Source organism: uncultured Pseudophaeobacter sp. (assembly GCA_905479575.1).
Lineage (GTDB): Bacteria > Pseudomonadota > Alphaproteobacteria > Rhodobacterales > Rhodobacteraceae > Pseudophaeobacter.
On the sequence record CAJQNB010000017.1, the window covers coordinates 28801 to 44696 of the forward strand.

At 56.8% G+C, this 15896-nt stretch carries 15 protein-coding genes; 4 read left to right on the forward strand and 11 right to left on the reverse strand.

Annotated features, from left to right (window positions below):
• From QZ268_RS05460 to QZ268_RS05510, 11 genes are all read right to left on the reverse strand, one after another.
• The gene (locus QZ268_RS05460; RefSeq protein ID WP_295449233.1) at positions 1-1428 is read right to left on the reverse strand and encodes a circularly permuted type 2 ATP-grasp protein; all 1428 of its coding nucleotides are present in this window, start codon (positions 1426-1428) and stop codon (positions 1-3) included.
• 48 nt (positions 1429-1476) lie between these two features.
• Positions 1477-2256, reverse strand: coding sequence for a transglutaminase family protein (locus tag QZ268_RS05465; RefSeq protein WP_295449237.1), 780 nt, complete (start codon positions 2254-2256; stop codon positions 1477-1479).
• 266 nt (positions 2257-2522) lie between these two features.
• A complete protein-coding gene (locus QZ268_RS05470; protein ID WP_295449239.1) occupies positions 2523-2927 on the reverse strand; it encodes a hypothetical protein in 405 nt (134 codons plus the stop codon).
• Positions 2927-4009 carry a flagellar type III secretion system protein FlhB gene (locus tag QZ268_RS05475; RefSeq protein ID WP_295449242.1) on the reverse strand — a complete coding sequence of 361 codons (1083 nt, stop codon included), beginning with the start codon at positions 4007-4009 and terminating at the stop codon, positions 2927-2929. The genes QZ268_RS05470 and QZ268_RS05475 overlap by 1 nt, the downstream gene beginning before the upstream one ends.
• Positions 4009-4785, reverse strand: coding sequence for a flagellar biosynthetic protein FliR (locus QZ268_RS05480; protein ID WP_295449245.1), 777 nt, complete (start codon positions 4783-4785; stop codon positions 4009-4011). Before QZ268_RS05480 ends, QZ268_RS05475 begins: the two co-directional genes overlap by 1 nt.
• Positions 4782-6875 carry a flagellar biosynthesis protein FlhA gene (gene flhA / locus QZ268_RS05485; protein WP_295449248.1) on the reverse strand — a complete coding sequence of 698 codons (2094 nt, stop codon included), beginning with the start codon at positions 6873-6875 and terminating at the stop codon, positions 4782-4784. The genes QZ268_RS05480 and flhA overlap by 4 nt, the downstream gene beginning before the upstream one ends.
• Before the next feature lie 430 nt (positions 6876-7305).
• Complete coding sequence (locus QZ268_RS05490; protein WP_295449251.1) at positions 7306-9861, reverse strand: hypothetical protein; 2556 nt, start codon at positions 9859-9861, stop codon at positions 7306-7308.
• Positions 9858-10727: a flagellar motor stator protein MotA gene (gene motA, locus QZ268_RS05495; RefSeq protein ID WP_295449254.1), complete on the reverse strand. Its 870-nt coding sequence runs from the start codon at positions 10725-10727 to the stop codon at positions 9858-9860. Before motA ends, QZ268_RS05490 begins: the two co-directional genes overlap by 4 nt.
• A gap of 76 nt (positions 10728-10803) precedes the next feature.
• Positions 10804-11433: a hypothetical protein gene (locus QZ268_RS05500; protein ID WP_295449257.1), complete on the reverse strand. Its 630-nt coding sequence runs from the start codon at positions 11431-11433 to the stop codon at positions 10804-10806.
• Positions 11433-11906, reverse strand: coding sequence for a hypothetical protein (locus tag QZ268_RS05505; RefSeq protein ID WP_295449259.1), 474 nt, complete (start codon positions 11904-11906; stop codon positions 11433-11435). Before QZ268_RS05505 ends, QZ268_RS05500 begins: the two co-directional genes overlap by 1 nt.
• A 9-nt stretch (positions 11907-11915) precedes the next feature.
• Positions 11916-12440, reverse strand: coding sequence for a flagellar basal body-associated FliL family protein (locus QZ268_RS05510; protein WP_295449262.1), 525 nt, complete (start codon positions 12438-12440; stop codon positions 11916-11918).
• A gap of 119 nt (positions 12441-12559) precedes the next feature.
• On the opposite strand from QZ268_RS05510, the gene fliF reads away from it, so the two are divergent.
• Genes fliF through fliP form a run of 4 tightly spaced genes read left to right on the forward strand, consistent with a single transcriptional unit; the run spans position 12560 to position 15864 of the window.
• Positions 12560-14233 carry a flagellar basal-body MS-ring/collar protein FliF gene (gene fliF / locus QZ268_RS05515; RefSeq protein WP_295449265.1) on the forward strand — a complete coding sequence of 558 codons (1674 nt, stop codon included), beginning with the start codon at positions 12560-12562 and terminating at the stop codon, positions 14231-14233.
• On the forward strand, positions 14233-14835 hold the full coding sequence (locus QZ268_RS05520) for an ABC transporter ATP-binding protein (protein WP_295449268.1): 603 nt from the start codon (positions 14233-14235) through the stop codon (positions 14833-14835). Before fliF ends, QZ268_RS05520 begins: the two co-directional genes overlap by 1 nt.
• A complete protein-coding gene (locus QZ268_RS05525; RefSeq protein ID WP_295449270.1) occupies positions 14828-15124 on the forward strand; it encodes a FliM/FliN family flagellar motor C-terminal domain-containing protein in 297 nt (98 codons plus the stop codon). The genes QZ268_RS05520 and QZ268_RS05525 overlap by 8 nt, the downstream gene beginning before the upstream one ends.
• Complete coding sequence (gene fliP, locus QZ268_RS05530; protein ID WP_295449273.1) at positions 15121-15864, forward strand: flagellar type III secretion system pore protein FliP; 744 nt, start codon at positions 15121-15123, stop codon at positions 15862-15864. Before QZ268_RS05525 ends, fliP begins: the two co-directional genes overlap by 4 nt.
• The last annotated feature ends 32 nt before the right edge of the window (positions 15865-15896 follow it).

The window sequence follows — 15896 nt, forward strand, 5'->3', positions numbered from 1 at the left end:
CTAGTCCTCCAGAACCCAAGTATCTTTGGTGCCGCCACCCTGGCTGGAGTTGACCACCAGGGAACCGGCCTTCAATGCCACGCGGGTCAGACCGCCCGGGGCGATGTTGATACTGTCCGGTGACACCAGGGCAAAGGGCCGTAAATCAACGTGACGCGGCGCAAGCCCTTTTTTGGCAAAGATGGGCACTGTCGACAAAGACAAGGTCGGCTGCGCGATATAGTTGCCTGGGTTTCTGCGCAGTTTGGCAGCAAAGGATGACAGCTCTTTCTTGCTGGCTGCTGGCCCGACAAGCATCCCATAGCCGCCCGATCCGTGAACCTCTTTCACCACCAGCTCTGCCAGATGATCTAGGACATAGGCCAGCGAGTCCGCCTCTGAACACCGCCAGGTCTGGACGTTTTTCAAAATTGCCTTCTCACCAGTATAAAATTCGATGATGTCGGGCATGTAGGAATAGATCGCTTTATCGTCAGCAATGCCCGTCCCCGGCGCGTTCGCAATGGTGATGTTTCCGGCACGGTAGACATCCATGATCCCCGGCACACCCAACATAGAGTCTGGGTTGAAATTCAGCGGGTCAAGATAATCATCATCGACCCTGCGATACAGCACATCAATGTTCTTATAGCCCTTGGTCGTGCGCATCGCGATGTGGCCGTCCACAACCATCAGATCATGCCCTTCCACCAGCTCGACGCCCATCTGATCAGCCAGAAACGAATGCTCAAAATAGGCGGAGTTGTGAATTCCTGGCGTCAGAATGGCCACGGTGGGCTTGCCAGCGCAGCGCTCGGGCGCACAGGCGGCAAGCGAGCGCCGCAGGTTTTTGGGGTAGTCGCTCACGCGCTGAACTTTGATCTGGCTGAACAGTTCGGGAAACATATGCAGCATCGTTTCGCGATTCTCGAGCATGTAAGACACACCCGACGGTGTTCGGGCGTTGTCTTCGAGCACGTAGAAATCATCCTCACCCGTGCGCACAAGATCAGTGCCGACGATGTGGGTGTACACTTTACCCGGTGGCGTGAACCCGATCATCTGCGGCAGGAACGCTTCATTGCGCGAAATCAGTTCGGTCGGCACGATCCCCGCACGTAGAATTTCTTGTCGGTGATAGATGTCATGCAAAAAGGCATTGATTGCACCCACACGTTGCTTGATCCCTTTGGATAATTTGGTCCACTCGCGGTTTGCAATAATGCGGGGGATCAAGTCGAACGGGATCAATCTTTCTTGGGCGGCGGCTTGGCCATAGACATTAAAGGTGATGCCTGTGCGTCGGAAAAACGCCTCGGCTTCCTTTGATTTCTTTGAAAGACGCGCAGGGTCTTCGTTTGCAAACCACTTTTGGTATTCGGCGTATGGAGCGCGGACGCCATCTGAACCCAAAAGCATTTCATCAAAGTGGAGACGTTCTAAATCCATATAAACACGTTAAGGGTTTATGAAGGTTTGGCAAATGGAAGTGTTGAATTATACGCTGCGCGCCACATTAACTGCCTGTTTTTTGAGCAACATACTGCCGTAGGACGTCATAAAAGACACGTCTGCAGCGTCTCTGCCCACACCAATGCGCGCAATTTCACTCGCTTTTGCCATGCCCGTCGGGTCAACCAAATGCCACTGATTTTCTAGATAAACCTCTGCCACGGCATGAAAATCCTGGGGCGTAACATCTGGTGCATAGGCACTCACAAATCGGGCGGGAATACCCACGGAACGCGCCATAGCGATCAAAACATGTGCATAGTCGCGACAAACGCCTGCACGAGCCCCAAAACTGTCCGTTGCGGTTGTCAGACCATGGCTTGCAAAGCTGTCATATGTGAATTGATTCTCAATCCAATCGGACATTGCCACAATCAACCGGCCACCAGAGGCCGCCCCAAACAAAGCTGGGACAGAATTGGCGAAGTCTTCTGGATGGCAATATCGTGAGGGCATAAGGAACTTTGTGACCTCGCTGGGAAGCTGGCGCAGCTCTGTGGCCGCGAGCTCAGCCAATACAGCTGTTTTTCGATCCACCATGACCTGCGTTTGATACATGCATTCAAATTCACCGGCCACGCGGAGCCAACGCCTTGTTCCAACCTGTTCTTCACCGGAAACAATACTGGTTTCAACATCGGGTGAGAGGCAAAATTGCGTGTTCTGCAAGCGCTGCTCGGTATCCTGCGCCGCCTCGATCTGCAGCAATAAATCGCAGGGGTGCTCAGATCTGTAGATGAGATGGGCCTGGATCGATAGAAGCAAGACGTATCCTTCCAATGCAAAAACGCAAGACAAGCAGGCTCACACTTTCCGCCCTGAGTGTCGATGCATTTTCAAACAGCGGCCAGAACGCCGGCTCGGTTACCCAAACGTCCAAGCAGACATTCATCGCTTAACGGCAACTTGCTCTCTCTGGGCTCGGGCCCGTCGCTGGCTGAACATGAGGCAAAGGTTTGCTCTGGCTGTTTTTATTAGACCCAGCATATCGCCTTGGCCCCGTTCAGCCGAGCAAAGGCTGCCGCAGGGGCTCAAAGCCCGAGCAATTGCGCCTCCAGGGATTTTGCGCGGGCTGTTTTCAGCCGCCGTTTTTCAGTCTTTGCCATATCACCCACGGCGGTTTTGCGGCCAAAGGTCTGGCGCAGACGATCCATCGCCATCAGTTTGCGGGCGGTGACCTGCGCCAGCTGCATGTTAAGATTGCGGCGCGTGTTCAAATGCCAGCCCTCCCACAACAGATCAGCCCCCAGGGCCTTCATCGGCATGTCGCTATCAGCCTCTGAACGGGCCTCACGAACCTGGGCCTCCAATTTGGTCAACTGGCCACGCAGCCGCGCCTCTTGGTCCAAGATGGGTTTGATTTTGGCGTGTTCTTTCAGATACTGCGCTTCGGTGACAGCAGCCATCTGTTTGAGCATGGCCATCTTTTGTTTCATCACAGACCTCCCTTGGCGCGTTCGCGCATCTCATCAGCAAAGCGGATCGCCGCAGCCACCGGTGCGTAATATTCTTCTTCAACCTCGTCACCGATCCCGATGGTGGCGTAAAGTGCCCGCGCCGTTGGCGGATCACTGTGGATCGGAATGGCGTTTTCATTGGCGATCCGGCGAATGGTCGCCGCGACCTCATCCACACCTTTGGCCACGCAGACCGGCGCCGTACCGGCACCGCCCTCCCATTTCAGCGCCACCGCATAGTGGGTCGGGTTGACGATCACAACGCTGGCCTCTGGCACCGCAGCCATCATCTGGCCCGTGGCAATTTCCATGGCTTTTTGACGTCGCTTGCCCTTCATATGGGGATCGCCTTCGGCGTCCTTGTTTTCGTCTTGGATTTCCTTGCGTGACATCATGTTCTTGCGACGATGTTCATCGTGCTGGAAAATCGCATCCACCACCCCGATGGTGATCGAGATCAGCAAGGCAATCACCAGGAACTCCATTCCCAGCTCTGCCAGCATCTTGATCACCGACGAGGCCCCGGTTGCCGAGGAAGCGATCATCTCGGGCATCCGGTTATTGAGATAAACCCCAAGACAGATCGAATATATCATCAGCTTGAAGGCGCTTTTGCCAAACTCAAACAGCCCAGCACGACCAAACTTGTTCTTGGCGTTGGAAATAATCGAAAGCCGCGACATCTTTGGTTCAAGCTTGCTGGGCGCAAAGACCAGTGCCCGTTGGCCGACGATGGATAACAGAACCAGCACAAAGGGAATGATAAACAGCGGCAGCAGAGGCCAGACCAATGCCGCAATCATGCCGCCAACCGGTGGCGTTCCATTGCCGGAAAACAGCTGTTTCGCCAGCCGGTCGGGCTGGTCGATAATTGACATCAACACAGTGCCAAATTCGGTCACCATACCGTGGCCAGCCGCATATAAGGCGACGACCAACCCCATATAGGCGGCGGCGACGGAAAGGTCGGTTGATTTGGCAACCTCACCTTTCTCCCGCGCTTTGCGCAGCTTGGCCTCCGTTGGCTCAAATGACTTGTCTGAATCGTCGTCGCCGCTCATTACAAGCCACCTCCGGGATCAGCAAAAAAGGTCATCATCTCGCGCATCCAGACATCCAGGATCATCGGGCTGGCAACCATCAGAATGAACAGACCACCAAAGGTGATTACCGGCGCACCAACAAAAAACACCATCAACTGAGGCATGGCACGGTTGATCACGCCCAGCGCCAGATTGTAGATCACCGCCGTAATGAGAAAAGGCGCCGCCAGGGTGAAGGCCATGTAGAACGCGCGGGCGATCCGGTGTATGCCCCATTCGGAAAAACCAGCGGGCGCAGGGTAATCGCCGAGCGGAAAAATCTGGTAGGAATAGATCAAAAACTCCGCCACCCGGACATGCAGCCCCATCATCACCGCCAGCGCCAGGCCTGACACCAGCAACACTGCCCCCATTGCCGGCAGGGAATCGGCGCCGATATTGCCCAGAACCTGCGACAGGGAGGTGCTTTGCGCTGCAATTGTGCCAGCGATCTGCAACCCCATGAGAAACAGCCGCACCGAGATCCCCAAGGCCAGGCCAACAATGGCCTCGCTGGTGGCTAAACCAGCAAAATGCAGCGGTGATGTCGGCTCTGGAAACAGGGGCAAGGCCGGCGCCACGACAAAGGTAAAAGCAACGGCAATCGCCAGCTTAATATTCATCGGGACATATTGTTCACCAAAGGCTGGCAGCACTGAGGTCATGGCACCAACCCGCAAGAAGACAATGGCAAAATGCCAGAAACTCGCTCCGAGAAACGCCCGCAACTCTGGAGGCAGATCCAGCAGTGTCATGCGGCAACCATTCCAACCAATGCCGGGCGGGCTTCCAGACCAATTTCCTCAAACGAGAGCACCGGATTGGTGATGCCACGGGATTTCAGAATGGTGCGCAGATAGCGACGGCGGCGGGTAGAGGTCACCACGGCGGCAAAGACGCCCTGTTCTGTCACAGTGTTCAGGCGCTCGCTCAGACCCTCTGCCAAGCGGTTGAACATATCAGGCGGCAGGGCCACATCGAGATTGCCGGCGCTGACATCCACCTGATAGGTCGAAAAGGTATCCTCCCACTCTGGCGCCAATTGGATCAGCGGGATGGTGCCATCTTCGCGTTTCATCTCGGCAACCAGCTGGAAACCGAGGCGCTGACGCACCTGTTCGCAGATTACCTCTGGCTGGGTAGAGTGGATGCGTGCCTCTGCAATGGCCTCCAGAATCAGAGGAATATTGCGGATCGACACCCGCTCTTCCAACAGCAGGCGCAGGACCGCATGCAGGGTATCCAATGGCACCTTGTCGGGCACCAGATCCTCCAGCAGCTTGCGGTTGGCTTCGGCGCGGAACGGATCCGACAGCTCGGTCATTTCATTCAGCAGGCGGCGCAGGGATTTGAAGGTCAGCAAGCGGGCAAAGTTCTGCTTGATCACTTCCAGAAGATGCGTTGCCAAGATTTCCGGTGGGGTCACGACCGTGGCACCCGCAAGAACAGCATCCTGTTGTTGCGCCGCATTAATCCAGCGGGCTGGCGCGCCATAGACGGGCTCGGTTACGTCCGTCCCTGGGGGCAGCGCACTATGGTTGTCGGGCATCAAGGCCAGGACCATATCCGGGTGTAGCGTCCCCCGCACCTGTTCGACCCCCTGCACTTTCACCACATAGGTTCCGCGCACCAGATCCGCCTGATCTGTGAGACGGATTTCGGGCAAAATCAGGCCAAAGCTGGTGGCAATATGGGTCCGCATGTTGGCGATACGCGCGTCTAACCCGGTGCCGGCATCCAGCACCATGCTGACCAGATCCGGGGCAAACTCCAGGTGCAAATCGTCAAGATCAAGGATATCGCCCAGCGCCTTGCTCGGCGTTGGATTGGCGGTTTCCTCCATCTCGTCTTCGATTTCGGCGTCTTCTTTGGCCTTGATTTTCACCTGAATACGATAGGCCGCAAAGCCCAGAACCGCCCCCCCGATAACAAAGGGTAGGAACGGCAGGCCAGGGACCAGCGCAAACATCACCATCAGCACCGCAACCGTGGCCAGGGCCGCCGGGTGTTTGCCAAACTGATCCATCAGCGCGATATCGGTCGCGCCGGTGGCCCCACCACGGGCCAGCAACAGCGCCGCAGCAATCGAGATGATGACCGATGGGATTTGCGAAACCAGCCCATCCCCAACAGTCAGGATTGCATAGGTTTCAAAAGCCGTCGCAACTGGCATCCCGTGGACAATAACGCCCATCACCAGACCCATCACCAGGTTCAACAGCGTAATAAGCAGACCGGCAACCGCGTCCCCTTTGACAAATTTCGACGCCCCATCCAGCGAGCCAAAGAAGGTGGTTTCCTTCTGGTCGTTCTCGCGGCGTTCCTTGGCGGTGGCATGGTCGATCGCGCCTGCCGACATATCGGCGTCAATCGCCATCTGTTTGCCCGGCATCCCGTCCAGGGCAAAACGTGCACCAACTTCGGCCATCCGGGCCGCGCCCTTGTTGATGACCATGAAGTTAACAATGAGCAGGACGCCAAAGGTCACCAGACCCAGAAACACGCTGCCGCTCATGACAAACTGAGCAAAGCCCTGGATCACATCGCCGGCCGCATCCGTACCGGTATGACCCTGGCCGATGATCAGCTTGGTCGACGAAATATTCAGCGACAGGCGCAGCATCAAGGAGGCCAGCAGGATCGTCGGGAAGGACGAGAAATCCAGCGGCCGCTCGATGAACAGGGTAATGGTGAAGATCAGGATTGCCAGGCCAAAAGACGCGGCAAGGCCCACATCTAGTACCCAGGCTGGCATGGGCAGGATCATCATCACGATGATCGCCATCAGAGCCAGCGCCAAAAGCACTGTCGGGCTAAAAAGCTGTTGAGCGGTAAATTTAGGCACGAGCATTCTCTTGTTCTGGAGCAATCAGGCTGTTGAGGACGATGTGGTCTTTGCGGACATGCCAAAGCCCCCCACACGGGGTGGAGCTTCCGGCGCAGGCCCTGCGTTCAAAAGTTTTGAAAGATGTCCTGTTCAAGACCACGGCATATTTTGCCCCGGTCAGAGCAGCACTGGATATCGCCCCAAATTGCCGCCCCGAGGCGGCAGGGGGAGACCTGTGGTTCAAAGACCGCGACATGCGTCGATCTGAAGTTCTGATAGCTAACGGCATTCTGCCTGTCCAATCGCGGATTAATCTAAAATCCAAGGTAGTTTCAGACAGTTGACAAAGTGTTAGCAGGACGGCGAAAGGCCGCCCCAAGAGGCGGCCTTTCGCAACTTCATCCAAACTCCAAAAGCGCCCCGAACTGGCCCTTATTCAGCCTGGCCCCTATTCAACAGGGGGAGCATTTGCAGAATCGACCCTATTGAGCAGGTCGAGAATATTGTCACGGGTGCCGATGCTGCTCTCGACCAGAGCCCGTGCATGGGCCAGCGGTGACAGACCTTCGGGATCCTGGCTAGTTGCGGAAATCTGGCTGGTCACCGTGGCAACCTGTCCAAAGGGCGCATCCTCAGCAGGCGCCATGGTCTCGATCGCCTCCATGTCTTCCGAGTGCCAGAAGCCACGGGCAGCCGCGTTGCTGTCTTCTCCCAGCATATACTCCCCAGAGCGCGCAAATTCACCGTTGCGCCACAGGGCTGCGGCCCGCATCCGATTGGCTTCCGATCCCTCAAGCCCCATCAATTCCACCAACGCGTTATGGGGTTTGCCCAGCGCCAGCGCGGTTTCGGCCATCATCAGGCGGCGATCCTTGTTTTCAGGCTCCAGCGCCAGCTTCTGCAGCAAGGACTGCGCCTGTTCCGCAAACCCCAGATCCAGCAGGCGACGCGCCATCAGCTCAGCCACCGGGCCAGCTTCGGCAGCGGTCGATTGACCGGCAAACACCAGACCATACTGCAGAAAGGTCACATCATCTGCCCGTTCGGTCAGCAGTGTCATCAGCGGATCAAGCACATCAGCCCGCGCCGCTGGCCCATCGCGCCGGGTGACCTGCTTCAACTTGTCAAAAGCCTGCGCGAACTCTCCGGTCAAGGCCAGGGACACCACACCGGCCTTGCGCAGAGGCCCACCCAGAGGGGTATCGCGGCTCTCCAGTTCATAGGAGGCGATCAGCTCTGGCACATCCGGAGACAGGGCTTTGCGTTCGTTATAGCTGAGCTCAATCAAATCAATCAAAGCCGTGGGGGCGCTTTCAGTACGCTCGGCGACCTCTTCGGTGAGCTTTTCTGCCACCACCTCAGTATCGCCTTCCAGTTCTGCAATTGCGGCTTCGGCCAAGTTGATCTCCGGCACAAATTCCGCCCCGGTGCGGCTGACAGAGCGCAAAATAGATTCGGCAATATGAAGATCACCAGATTCAGCAAACATCGAGCTGAGACGGGGGCCAAAATTCACCCGCAGATGCACAGGCAGCTTGGCAAAGGCCTGCTGAATTGCATCGGTATTGGCCGTTTTGCGGATGTTACCATCTGCCAGCACCGACCAAAGCGCGGTTTGCCCATTGCAGCCCTGCTGCCCCGAAAACGGATGATTGATGCCGATCCCTTTGCCATCCATCAGATCTGCCATCGCAATAAGCGTTGCCTGTTGCTCGGCGTCGACCCGTTCTTCTGGCAGCATCGACAACATGCTCCGGGCTTCGGCCCCAAAGCCAAAGTATAGATAAAGCTTGGCAAGAGCCCGCACACCGGCTGGGTTTACATCATCAAATTCACGCACCAAGGCACCGCGCAACGGGCCAAGCTGATCCGCAAAGGGGCTGTCGTTGCCCCAGGTGTGAATAGCGATTCGGCGATCCGGCAGACAGTGGTCATCAATGTTGGAATCCGTGGTCGCGCGCGCAATCAAACCGGTCTCGCGGTCGATGGCCGAGGTCACAGAAATATTGTCAAGCGGGTTCAGGGGGCGATCTGCCCGCCCCAGCAGCTCCAATGGCCGACTGCCATCCGCATCCCCTGACCGTGCCACATCCAGCAAACCCTGGTTCGCTGCCCTGCCAATCTGTTGCAGCAACCGCTGCTCTGAAGCGTTCACCGCCGCAGCCCGCGCGGTTTCATCCATATTGAGCAGCAAATTCATCTCGGGCAGTTCATCCAAGACCTCCGCAGTTTCTTGCGCTGCGGCCTCGTCCTCTGCCACAGGTTCCGGGTTGGCCGGTGTTTGGTTCAGACCCAGTTCCGCATCCAGTCCAGCAGCCAGAACCGCAGCACCGCGCGACCCGACCGGTTCGGGTTCAGCCAAACGAGCGGACTCGGCAATCATTTCCTTGGTCGTCTTGACAGGTTCCGGTTCGGGCTCTGGCTGTTGTCGGCTAACTTGTCCGCCGCGATCAGCACTGATGGCAGATTTCAGATTCAACGCCATGCGGGCATCCGCGATAGCCCCCTGGGACAGGTTGAACCGGTATCCCGCAACAGCTGAAGGCACCCTGGACGGCTCTGGGGCGACAGATTCCACCGGAGAGCCAAGCGTCAAAGCGCCAAAATTGCTCTGTACCGGATTGGACGCCACCGGCGCACCGCTGCCATCTGTGATATCGACAACCAGATAGCCATCCCTTTGCAGATAGGACTGGATTTCACAGTCACAGCCCAATTCCATCCGCAGAGGCTGACCAGGGCCGCTTTGTGTCAGGCCCTGCAGACGATCGCGGGGGATCAGGTTCCAAACCCGCGAGGTGTCAAATACAGCAGTAGACGAATTAATTTTTAGGCTTGCGGTACGCCCAGATTGGTTAAGTGTCCACTGCACCCCATCCGGCAGGCGCATGACCAGGCGCGAGAAGCCATCATGCTCGCCTGAGCGGGCGATGATGGTCTCAGCCTGGGCAGAGGAGCCCGCCGCCAACGCTGTGGCGGCTATCGCAAATGCGCGCCAAATCATGCTGCGTCCTGTTTTACCGATCTAAGGGCTTCTTCCAGTTCAGAAAAACCGGGGCGAATATGCGAAGGCGTGTTCTGGCGACCAACTTCGATACAGATCGCAGCCGCATGGTTGTGAAGATTCGCAACCAGCACTTCGCGGATCAATTTGTAAAAGTGGGAGTCTTCCTCGGTGATGGTTTTTACCTTGTCAGCAAAGGGACCAACCAGACCATAGGCCAGAAAAACCCCAAGGAACGTCCCAACAAGCGCGCCACCAATCATCTTACCCAGAACCTCTGGCGGCTGGTCGATCGAGGCCATGGTTTTGATAACACCCAAAACAGCCGCAACAATCCCAAGCGCCGGAAGACCGTCTGCCATGGTTTGCAGAGCGTGGCTGGAATGCAGCGCATGATGGTGATTGGCCTCCATGCGTTTTTCCAGAACTTCCTCGACCTGATGCGGGTCATCGTAGTTCATCGAGGCAGAGCGCATGGTGTCACAAATCAGGTTCACCGCTTCGCCATCTGCCAGGATCTTGGGGTATTTGTTGAAGACCGAGGAATTTTCAGGGTCTTCAATGTGCTGCTCCACCTCGACAGGGTTGGCCCGGGCAATACGGATCAGCGAGAACAGAAGGCAAAGGAGATCCCGATAATCATCGGATTTCCACTTGGCCCCTTTGAAGACCTTCCCGAGGTCTTTCAGGGTGTGTTTGATGCCGCCCATATCGTTACTGATCAGAAAGGCACCCACTGCGGCACCGCCAATCATCATCATCTCAAAGGGAAGCGACTTGAGAATAATCCCCATCTTGCCGCCGGCCAGTAGATACCCACCGAATACCATGACAAAAATTACCAGGATGCCTGCTATTCCGACCATAGGGTCACTCCAAATTTCATTGCTTTTTCTAAACTTAGGCGAGTCGGATTAAGAAAGCCTGAGCGCGAAGCCCAAGTTATTCCTTGGGAACTCCGCTGTTACGTCCAGCCATCACAACGCTGATTGTATAGGCTGCTTCCGGGCTCAGACCGGCCATGATACCAGCCGCAGCCTCTGGCCGCATACGTGCCAGGAAACCCGCCGCAAAATTGGGATCCATTTCTTCAAACAGTGCTGCCGATTCTTTTGGCTTCATCTGTTCATAAACAGTGGTCAGACGGTCAACATCAGCCTCTGTGGCACCATCGGCCAATGCCAATGTTGTCCGCAGCTCTTCTTCCGCCTTCTCCAAGGCCGCCAGTTTCCGGTCAATGGCCTCGTCAGCGATTCCCAAAGCCTTCATGCGGTCTTCGATTTCAGCTTCGCGCAGCTCAAGCGCCGCTTCGCGCTCCTTAAAGGCTGCCAACATCGCCTGCAGCTCAGCAGAAGACGGCATGCCCTGGCTTTGCATCTGGCCGCCATGGGCGGGCTCTTGGTCTTCGCCGTTCTGAAGATTGGAAACTTCCCGCGCGATTGCCGGACCGGCCTCCATGCCCAGACGCACCAGCGCCGAGCCGATCAAAAGCAGCGACAACAAGAACAAGGCGCTGCTCCGGCTACGACCTGGCTTCTTTTGCTTTTTGGTCTTTGGCTGTTTTGCAGTCATCACGCCACCCGATTCTTATCGCGGTTGTGACGCACAAACATAACGCCGGCCGCTTTGTTTGGATCTTCTGCCGGTGTCTCTACTGCGGCCTCTGGGGCGGCTTCGGTCTCATAGGCAACAGCCAGAGCATCGTTTTCTTCCGCATCAGGGGCGACAGCCCGGCGGGGCTGCGGGGCTGCGACATTTGCTTCCGGCATGTCATGCATCGAAGCCATCATCAGTTCCAGCCGCTGCGCCACCGATTCGGCCCGCCCGGTGAGCTGATCCAGCGCCTGGCTCGAGCCCTCAGTGATTTGCCGCGCCGAGGCAAAAGATTTATTCAAGTCATCTACTTGCGAGGAAAGTACAGCAACGGCTCCGCCGACGCCCTTTTCCAGGTCATTGAACCGTTTCAACCGGCGCGAAAGCACCAAACAGTAAAATCCGGCCCCAAGGGCCCCCGCCGCAAGCAGGATATCAGCAATAAGGTCCATCCCGTTCTCCTAGTTCAGTACGAATTCCATGATCAGCAAATCACGCACACGCCCCTGTCCGGTGGCTATGTTGATTCGCCGCAGCATCTGCGCGCGCAGCCTTGGCAGCGCCATCGGATCAGACAGATCCTCCAGCTCCAGAGCGCGAAGATAGCTATTCAGTACATCGACTACACGGGGGAGGACTTTTTCGACCTCGGCCTGGTGGAGCGCGTCCACCTCTAATTGTGCGTTGAACCGCAAGTGTTTGATGCCGCTTGCTTTGCGCAGCGTAATCACAATTGGTTCCATCTCGATGAAGGCAAGCTTGGCGATATCCTCCGCCGTCTCACCACTATCTACGCCTTCTGGCGCTTCTACAGCCGCATGAGTCTCTTCGGACTCTGCGGATTTACCAAAGGGAAGAAGCCCTGACGAAACTGCAAAAAAACCGCCACCGCCGCCTGCAAGTGCAAGGACGACCCCAATGATGAGAGGCAGTTTGCTTTTTTTACCCGGTGCGTCTTCTTCCGCATTCACTACAGCGTCTGTCATGGCTTTCCCTAAAACGTCGTGCAAAGCCTTCATAACCCCTGAGGAACTAACCGAATGTTAAGGCCCCTCGGTCAAAAAGGGATCACGCCGGACAGAATGCCGGTGCGACGGAGGTTAAAGTGCAGCAGATCAAGAATGTCTGGACCGGGTTGGATACGCGTAAGCGGCTCATTGTGGTTGGCGCCACAGTAGCGGTGATTGCGAGTGTGTTTGCCATGTCCCATGTGGCGAGCAAGCCAACCATGAAATTACTCTATGCTGGGCTCGAAGCTGGCTCGGCTGGGGATGTAGTACGGTCACTGGAACAGGCCAATACACAATACGAAGTTCGCGGTGGCTCTATATATGTCCCCGCTGATCGCCGCGATGAGCTGCGCATGACACTGGCCAGCGAAGGCCTGCCTGCAAATGGCGGTCGTGGCTACGAACTGCTCGATTCGCTAACCGGGTTTGGTACAACATCGCAGATGTTTGATGCGGCCTACTGGCGCGCCAAAGAAGGAGAGCTGGCCCGAACCATCGTTGCCAGCCCCCATATCAGCCAGGCCCGTGTCCATATTGCCAATACTGGCGCCAATCCTTTTCAACGCACTGTGGATCCAACAGCCTCCGTATCCGTCGTGCCTCTGGGATCCCCGATTACCCCAGCCCAGGCCAATGCGATTCGCTTTTTGGTTGCGTCCGCCGTCACCGGACTGGCGGTGGATAATGTTGCTGTGATTGATGCCAATGGGTCTTTGATCGGATCTCCTGAAGCCGCGGCTGCTGCCGGTGCTGGAACCGATGATCGCTCACAATCGATTCGGGATCGGGTCATGCGCCTGGTTGAGGCCCGCGTGGGTCACGGCAATGCCGTGGTCGAGGTCAGCGTCGATACCGTCACCGACACCGAATCGATCCGCGAAAAGCATGTTGATCCCGCCAGCCGTGTCGCCATCAGTACAGATGTCGAAGAACGTGCCGATGTGTCCAGCAACCAATCCGGCGAGGTCACCGTGGCCTCGAATATTCCGGATGGGGATGCCGCTTCGGGCCAGGGGTCAAAGAACAACACCACTGCAACGCGTGAGCGAGTGAACTATGAAATCTCCGAGACCGAAAAGGAAATCATCCGCGGCCCAGGTGCAATCAAACGCCTGACCGTTGCGGTCCTGATCAATGGTCAGACGATAACCAATGACGCGGGCGAATCTGTGTTTGAACCGCGCCCCGAAGAAGAGCTGGGCGCCCTGCGCGAGTTGATCTCGGCGGCGATCGGGTTTGACGAGGCCCGCGGCGATGTCATTACCCTCAAGTCGATGGATCTGCCCAGCATCGAACCCCAGGGCACCGAGGCCACCTCCTCCTTTATGGACAACGTCTACTTTGACGCCATGGGGCTTATTCAGATGGCAGCCCTTGCCATTGTGACCCTGATTCTCGGTCTCTTTGTGGTCCGGCCAATTCTGGCAGGAAAAAGCGAAGGCGTTCCAGCGCTTGGCGCCCCGAGTATGGATCCAATGGGGGGGCTGCCTGACCTGCCCGCCATGGGAACAGCACCTGGTATGGGGGACTTTATGATGAACCCGGACCTTGGCTCCAATATCGCCCTGGATGGTGAAATTCAGGATGGCGGCGGCCAGTTCGGCGGCATGGGCGACATGGGTGGCATGGGCGACATGGGTGGCCTGCCAGCCCTCGGAGGTGGCGGCGAGAACCCGGTTGATCGCCTGCGTGAAATGATTGGCGAACGCCAAGAAGAAACTGTCCAGATCCTGCGCGGATGGCTGGAAGAAAATGAGGAACGGGTCTGATGGGAATTACCCACCTGCTAGAAGATTTTGGTCCTGCAACCTTTGTTCAACAAACGGATTTCCCGGAACTCTCGGAAGAGCTGATCGAGGAAGAACGGGCTGTGTCTTATGAAAAGGGCTACAGCGCCGGTTGGGACGATGCGGTGACGGCCAAGGATAAAGAGACAGCACATATTTCAGCCACTTTGACGAGTTCGCTGGAGGATCTGAACTTCACCTACAAAGAAGCGCAGGCACAGCTGATCGAATCTCTGGACCCTATGTTCAAGGTCCTGACCAGTGCGGTGCTGCCCGATACCATGGCAGCGACCTTTGGCCACCATATCGTCGATCAAATGACCGACATGGCCAAGATGCACACGGATCAACCGATGAGCATCTTTGTGTCGCCCGGGGAGGGGACTGCTGTGCGCTCCCTGCTACCCGATTCTTTTGCCACTCCGGTTCAGGTCCAGGAAGACGAAAACCTGGCACCGGGGCAGGCCTATCTGCGGGCCGGAACTTCGGAACGCGAAATCAACAGTTCGGGGCTGGTTGAATCCATTCAGGACTCAATAGAAGCCTTCACCTACCACGTTAGAGAGGACAGCCAGTATGGATGACGCCGACGATCTCAAGAAGCAGGCCACCGACGCCAGCAACCCATTTGTTTCTGTTCCCGTCGAGGTGGTGGTTTCAGTTGGCAAGGCCCGCCCCCTGGTCCGCGACCTCGTGGGTCTGTGTGAGAACTCAATTCTGGCGCTGGATAAACGCGTCGAGGATCCCGTTGACCTATATGTCGGGGACCGTTTGGTCGCCCGGGGTCAGCTCGAAGAAATGGAAGGCGATCAGGCTGGTCAATTGGCGGTTCGCCTGACCGAGATCGCCGATTTGCAAAACGGCCTGGGATGACACGCACAGCCCTAATCCTCACTCTTGTTGTTTCCTGCGCAGCCCTGATGCTGCCGCAGGCGGCAATGGCGCAGGAGCTGAGCCTGTCGCTCGCCGAGGGGCAATCTATCTCGGCCCGTTCGATCCAGCTTATCCTGTTGATCACCGTGCTCAGCCTGGCCCCTGGTCTGCTGATCATGATCACCTGTTTCCCATTCCTGGTGACGGTTCTGTCGATCCTTCGCCAGGGTCTGGGCCTGCAGCAGGCGCCACCCAATATGATGATGATCAGCCTAGCGCTGTTTCTCACCTATTTTGTCATGGAACCGGTCTTTACCGAGGCCTGGCAGGTCGGCATCAGTCCCCTGATCGAAGAACAGATCGACATTGAAACCGGCCTGATGCGGGGGCTGGAACCATTTCGTGCCTTTATGGCCAATCGTCTGGATCCCGATACCTTCTATGCGATTTCCGATCTGCGCCCAGACATGGAAGCCATGAATCCCAGCCCGGAGGCACCGCTTTCCGTGCTGATCCCCAGCTTTCTGCTGTCTGAAATTGCCCGCGCTTTTCAGATTGGCTTTCTGGTCTTTCTGCCCTTCCTGGTGATCGACCTTGTGGTGGCTGCGGTGCTGATGTCGATGGGGATGATGATGGTGCCACCGGCGGTGGTCTCGCTTCCGTTCAAACTGGCGTTCTTTGTGGTCGCCGACGGCTGGAGCCTGATCGCAACTGCCCTGGTGCGCAGCTATTATCCCTAGCCATTAAAATAAGACATAAATCCCACAGGGTG

Bases quoted from the DNA above. Each gene is read 5' to 3' on its own strand.
- QZ268_RS05505 (WP_295449259.1), bottom strand. From the start codon at position 11,906: ATGGACCTTATTGCTGATATCCTGCTTGCGGCGGGGGCCCTTGGGGCC.
- QZ268_RS05500 (WP_295449257.1), bottom strand. From the start codon at position 11,433: ATGACTGCAAAACAGCCAAAGACCAAAAAGCAAAAGAAGCCAGGTCGT.
- QZ268_RS05525 (WP_295449270.1), top strand. From the start codon at position 14,828: ATGGATGACGCCGACGATCTCAAGAAGCAGGCCACCGACGCCAGCAAC.
- QZ268_RS05460 (WP_295449233.1), bottom strand. From the start codon at position 1,428: ATGGATTTAGAACGTCTCCACTTTGATGAAATGCTTTTGGGTTCAGAT.
- QZ268_RS05490 (WP_295449251.1), bottom strand. From the start codon at position 9,861: ATGATTTGGCGCGCATTTGCGATAGCCGCCACAGCGTTGGCGGCGGGC.
- fliP (WP_295449273.1), top strand. From the start codon at position 15,121: ATGACACGCACAGCCCTAATCCTCACTCTTGTTGTTTCCTGCGCAGCC.
- QZ268_RS05520 (WP_295449268.1), top strand. From the start codon at position 14,233: ATGGGAATTACCCACCTGCTAGAAGATTTTGGTCCTGCAACCTTTGTT.
- QZ268_RS05475 (WP_295449242.1), bottom strand. From the start codon at position 4,009: ATGAGCGGCGACGACGATTCAGACAAGTCATTTGAGCCAACGGAGGCC.
- QZ268_RS05480 (WP_295449245.1), bottom strand. From the start codon at position 4,785: ATGACACTGCTGGATCTGCCTCCAGAGTTGCGGGCGTTTCTCGGAGCG.
- QZ268_RS05510 (WP_295449262.1), bottom strand. From the start codon at position 12,440: ATGACAGACGCTGTAGTGAATGCGGAAGAAGACGCACCGGGTAAAAAA.
- QZ268_RS05470 (WP_295449239.1), bottom strand. From the start codon at position 2,927: ATGAAACAAAAGATGGCCATGCTCAAACAGATGGCTGCTGTCACCGAA.
- motA (WP_295449254.1), bottom strand. From the start codon at position 10,727: ATGGTCGGAATAGCAGGCATCCTGGTAATTTTTGTCATGGTATTCGGT.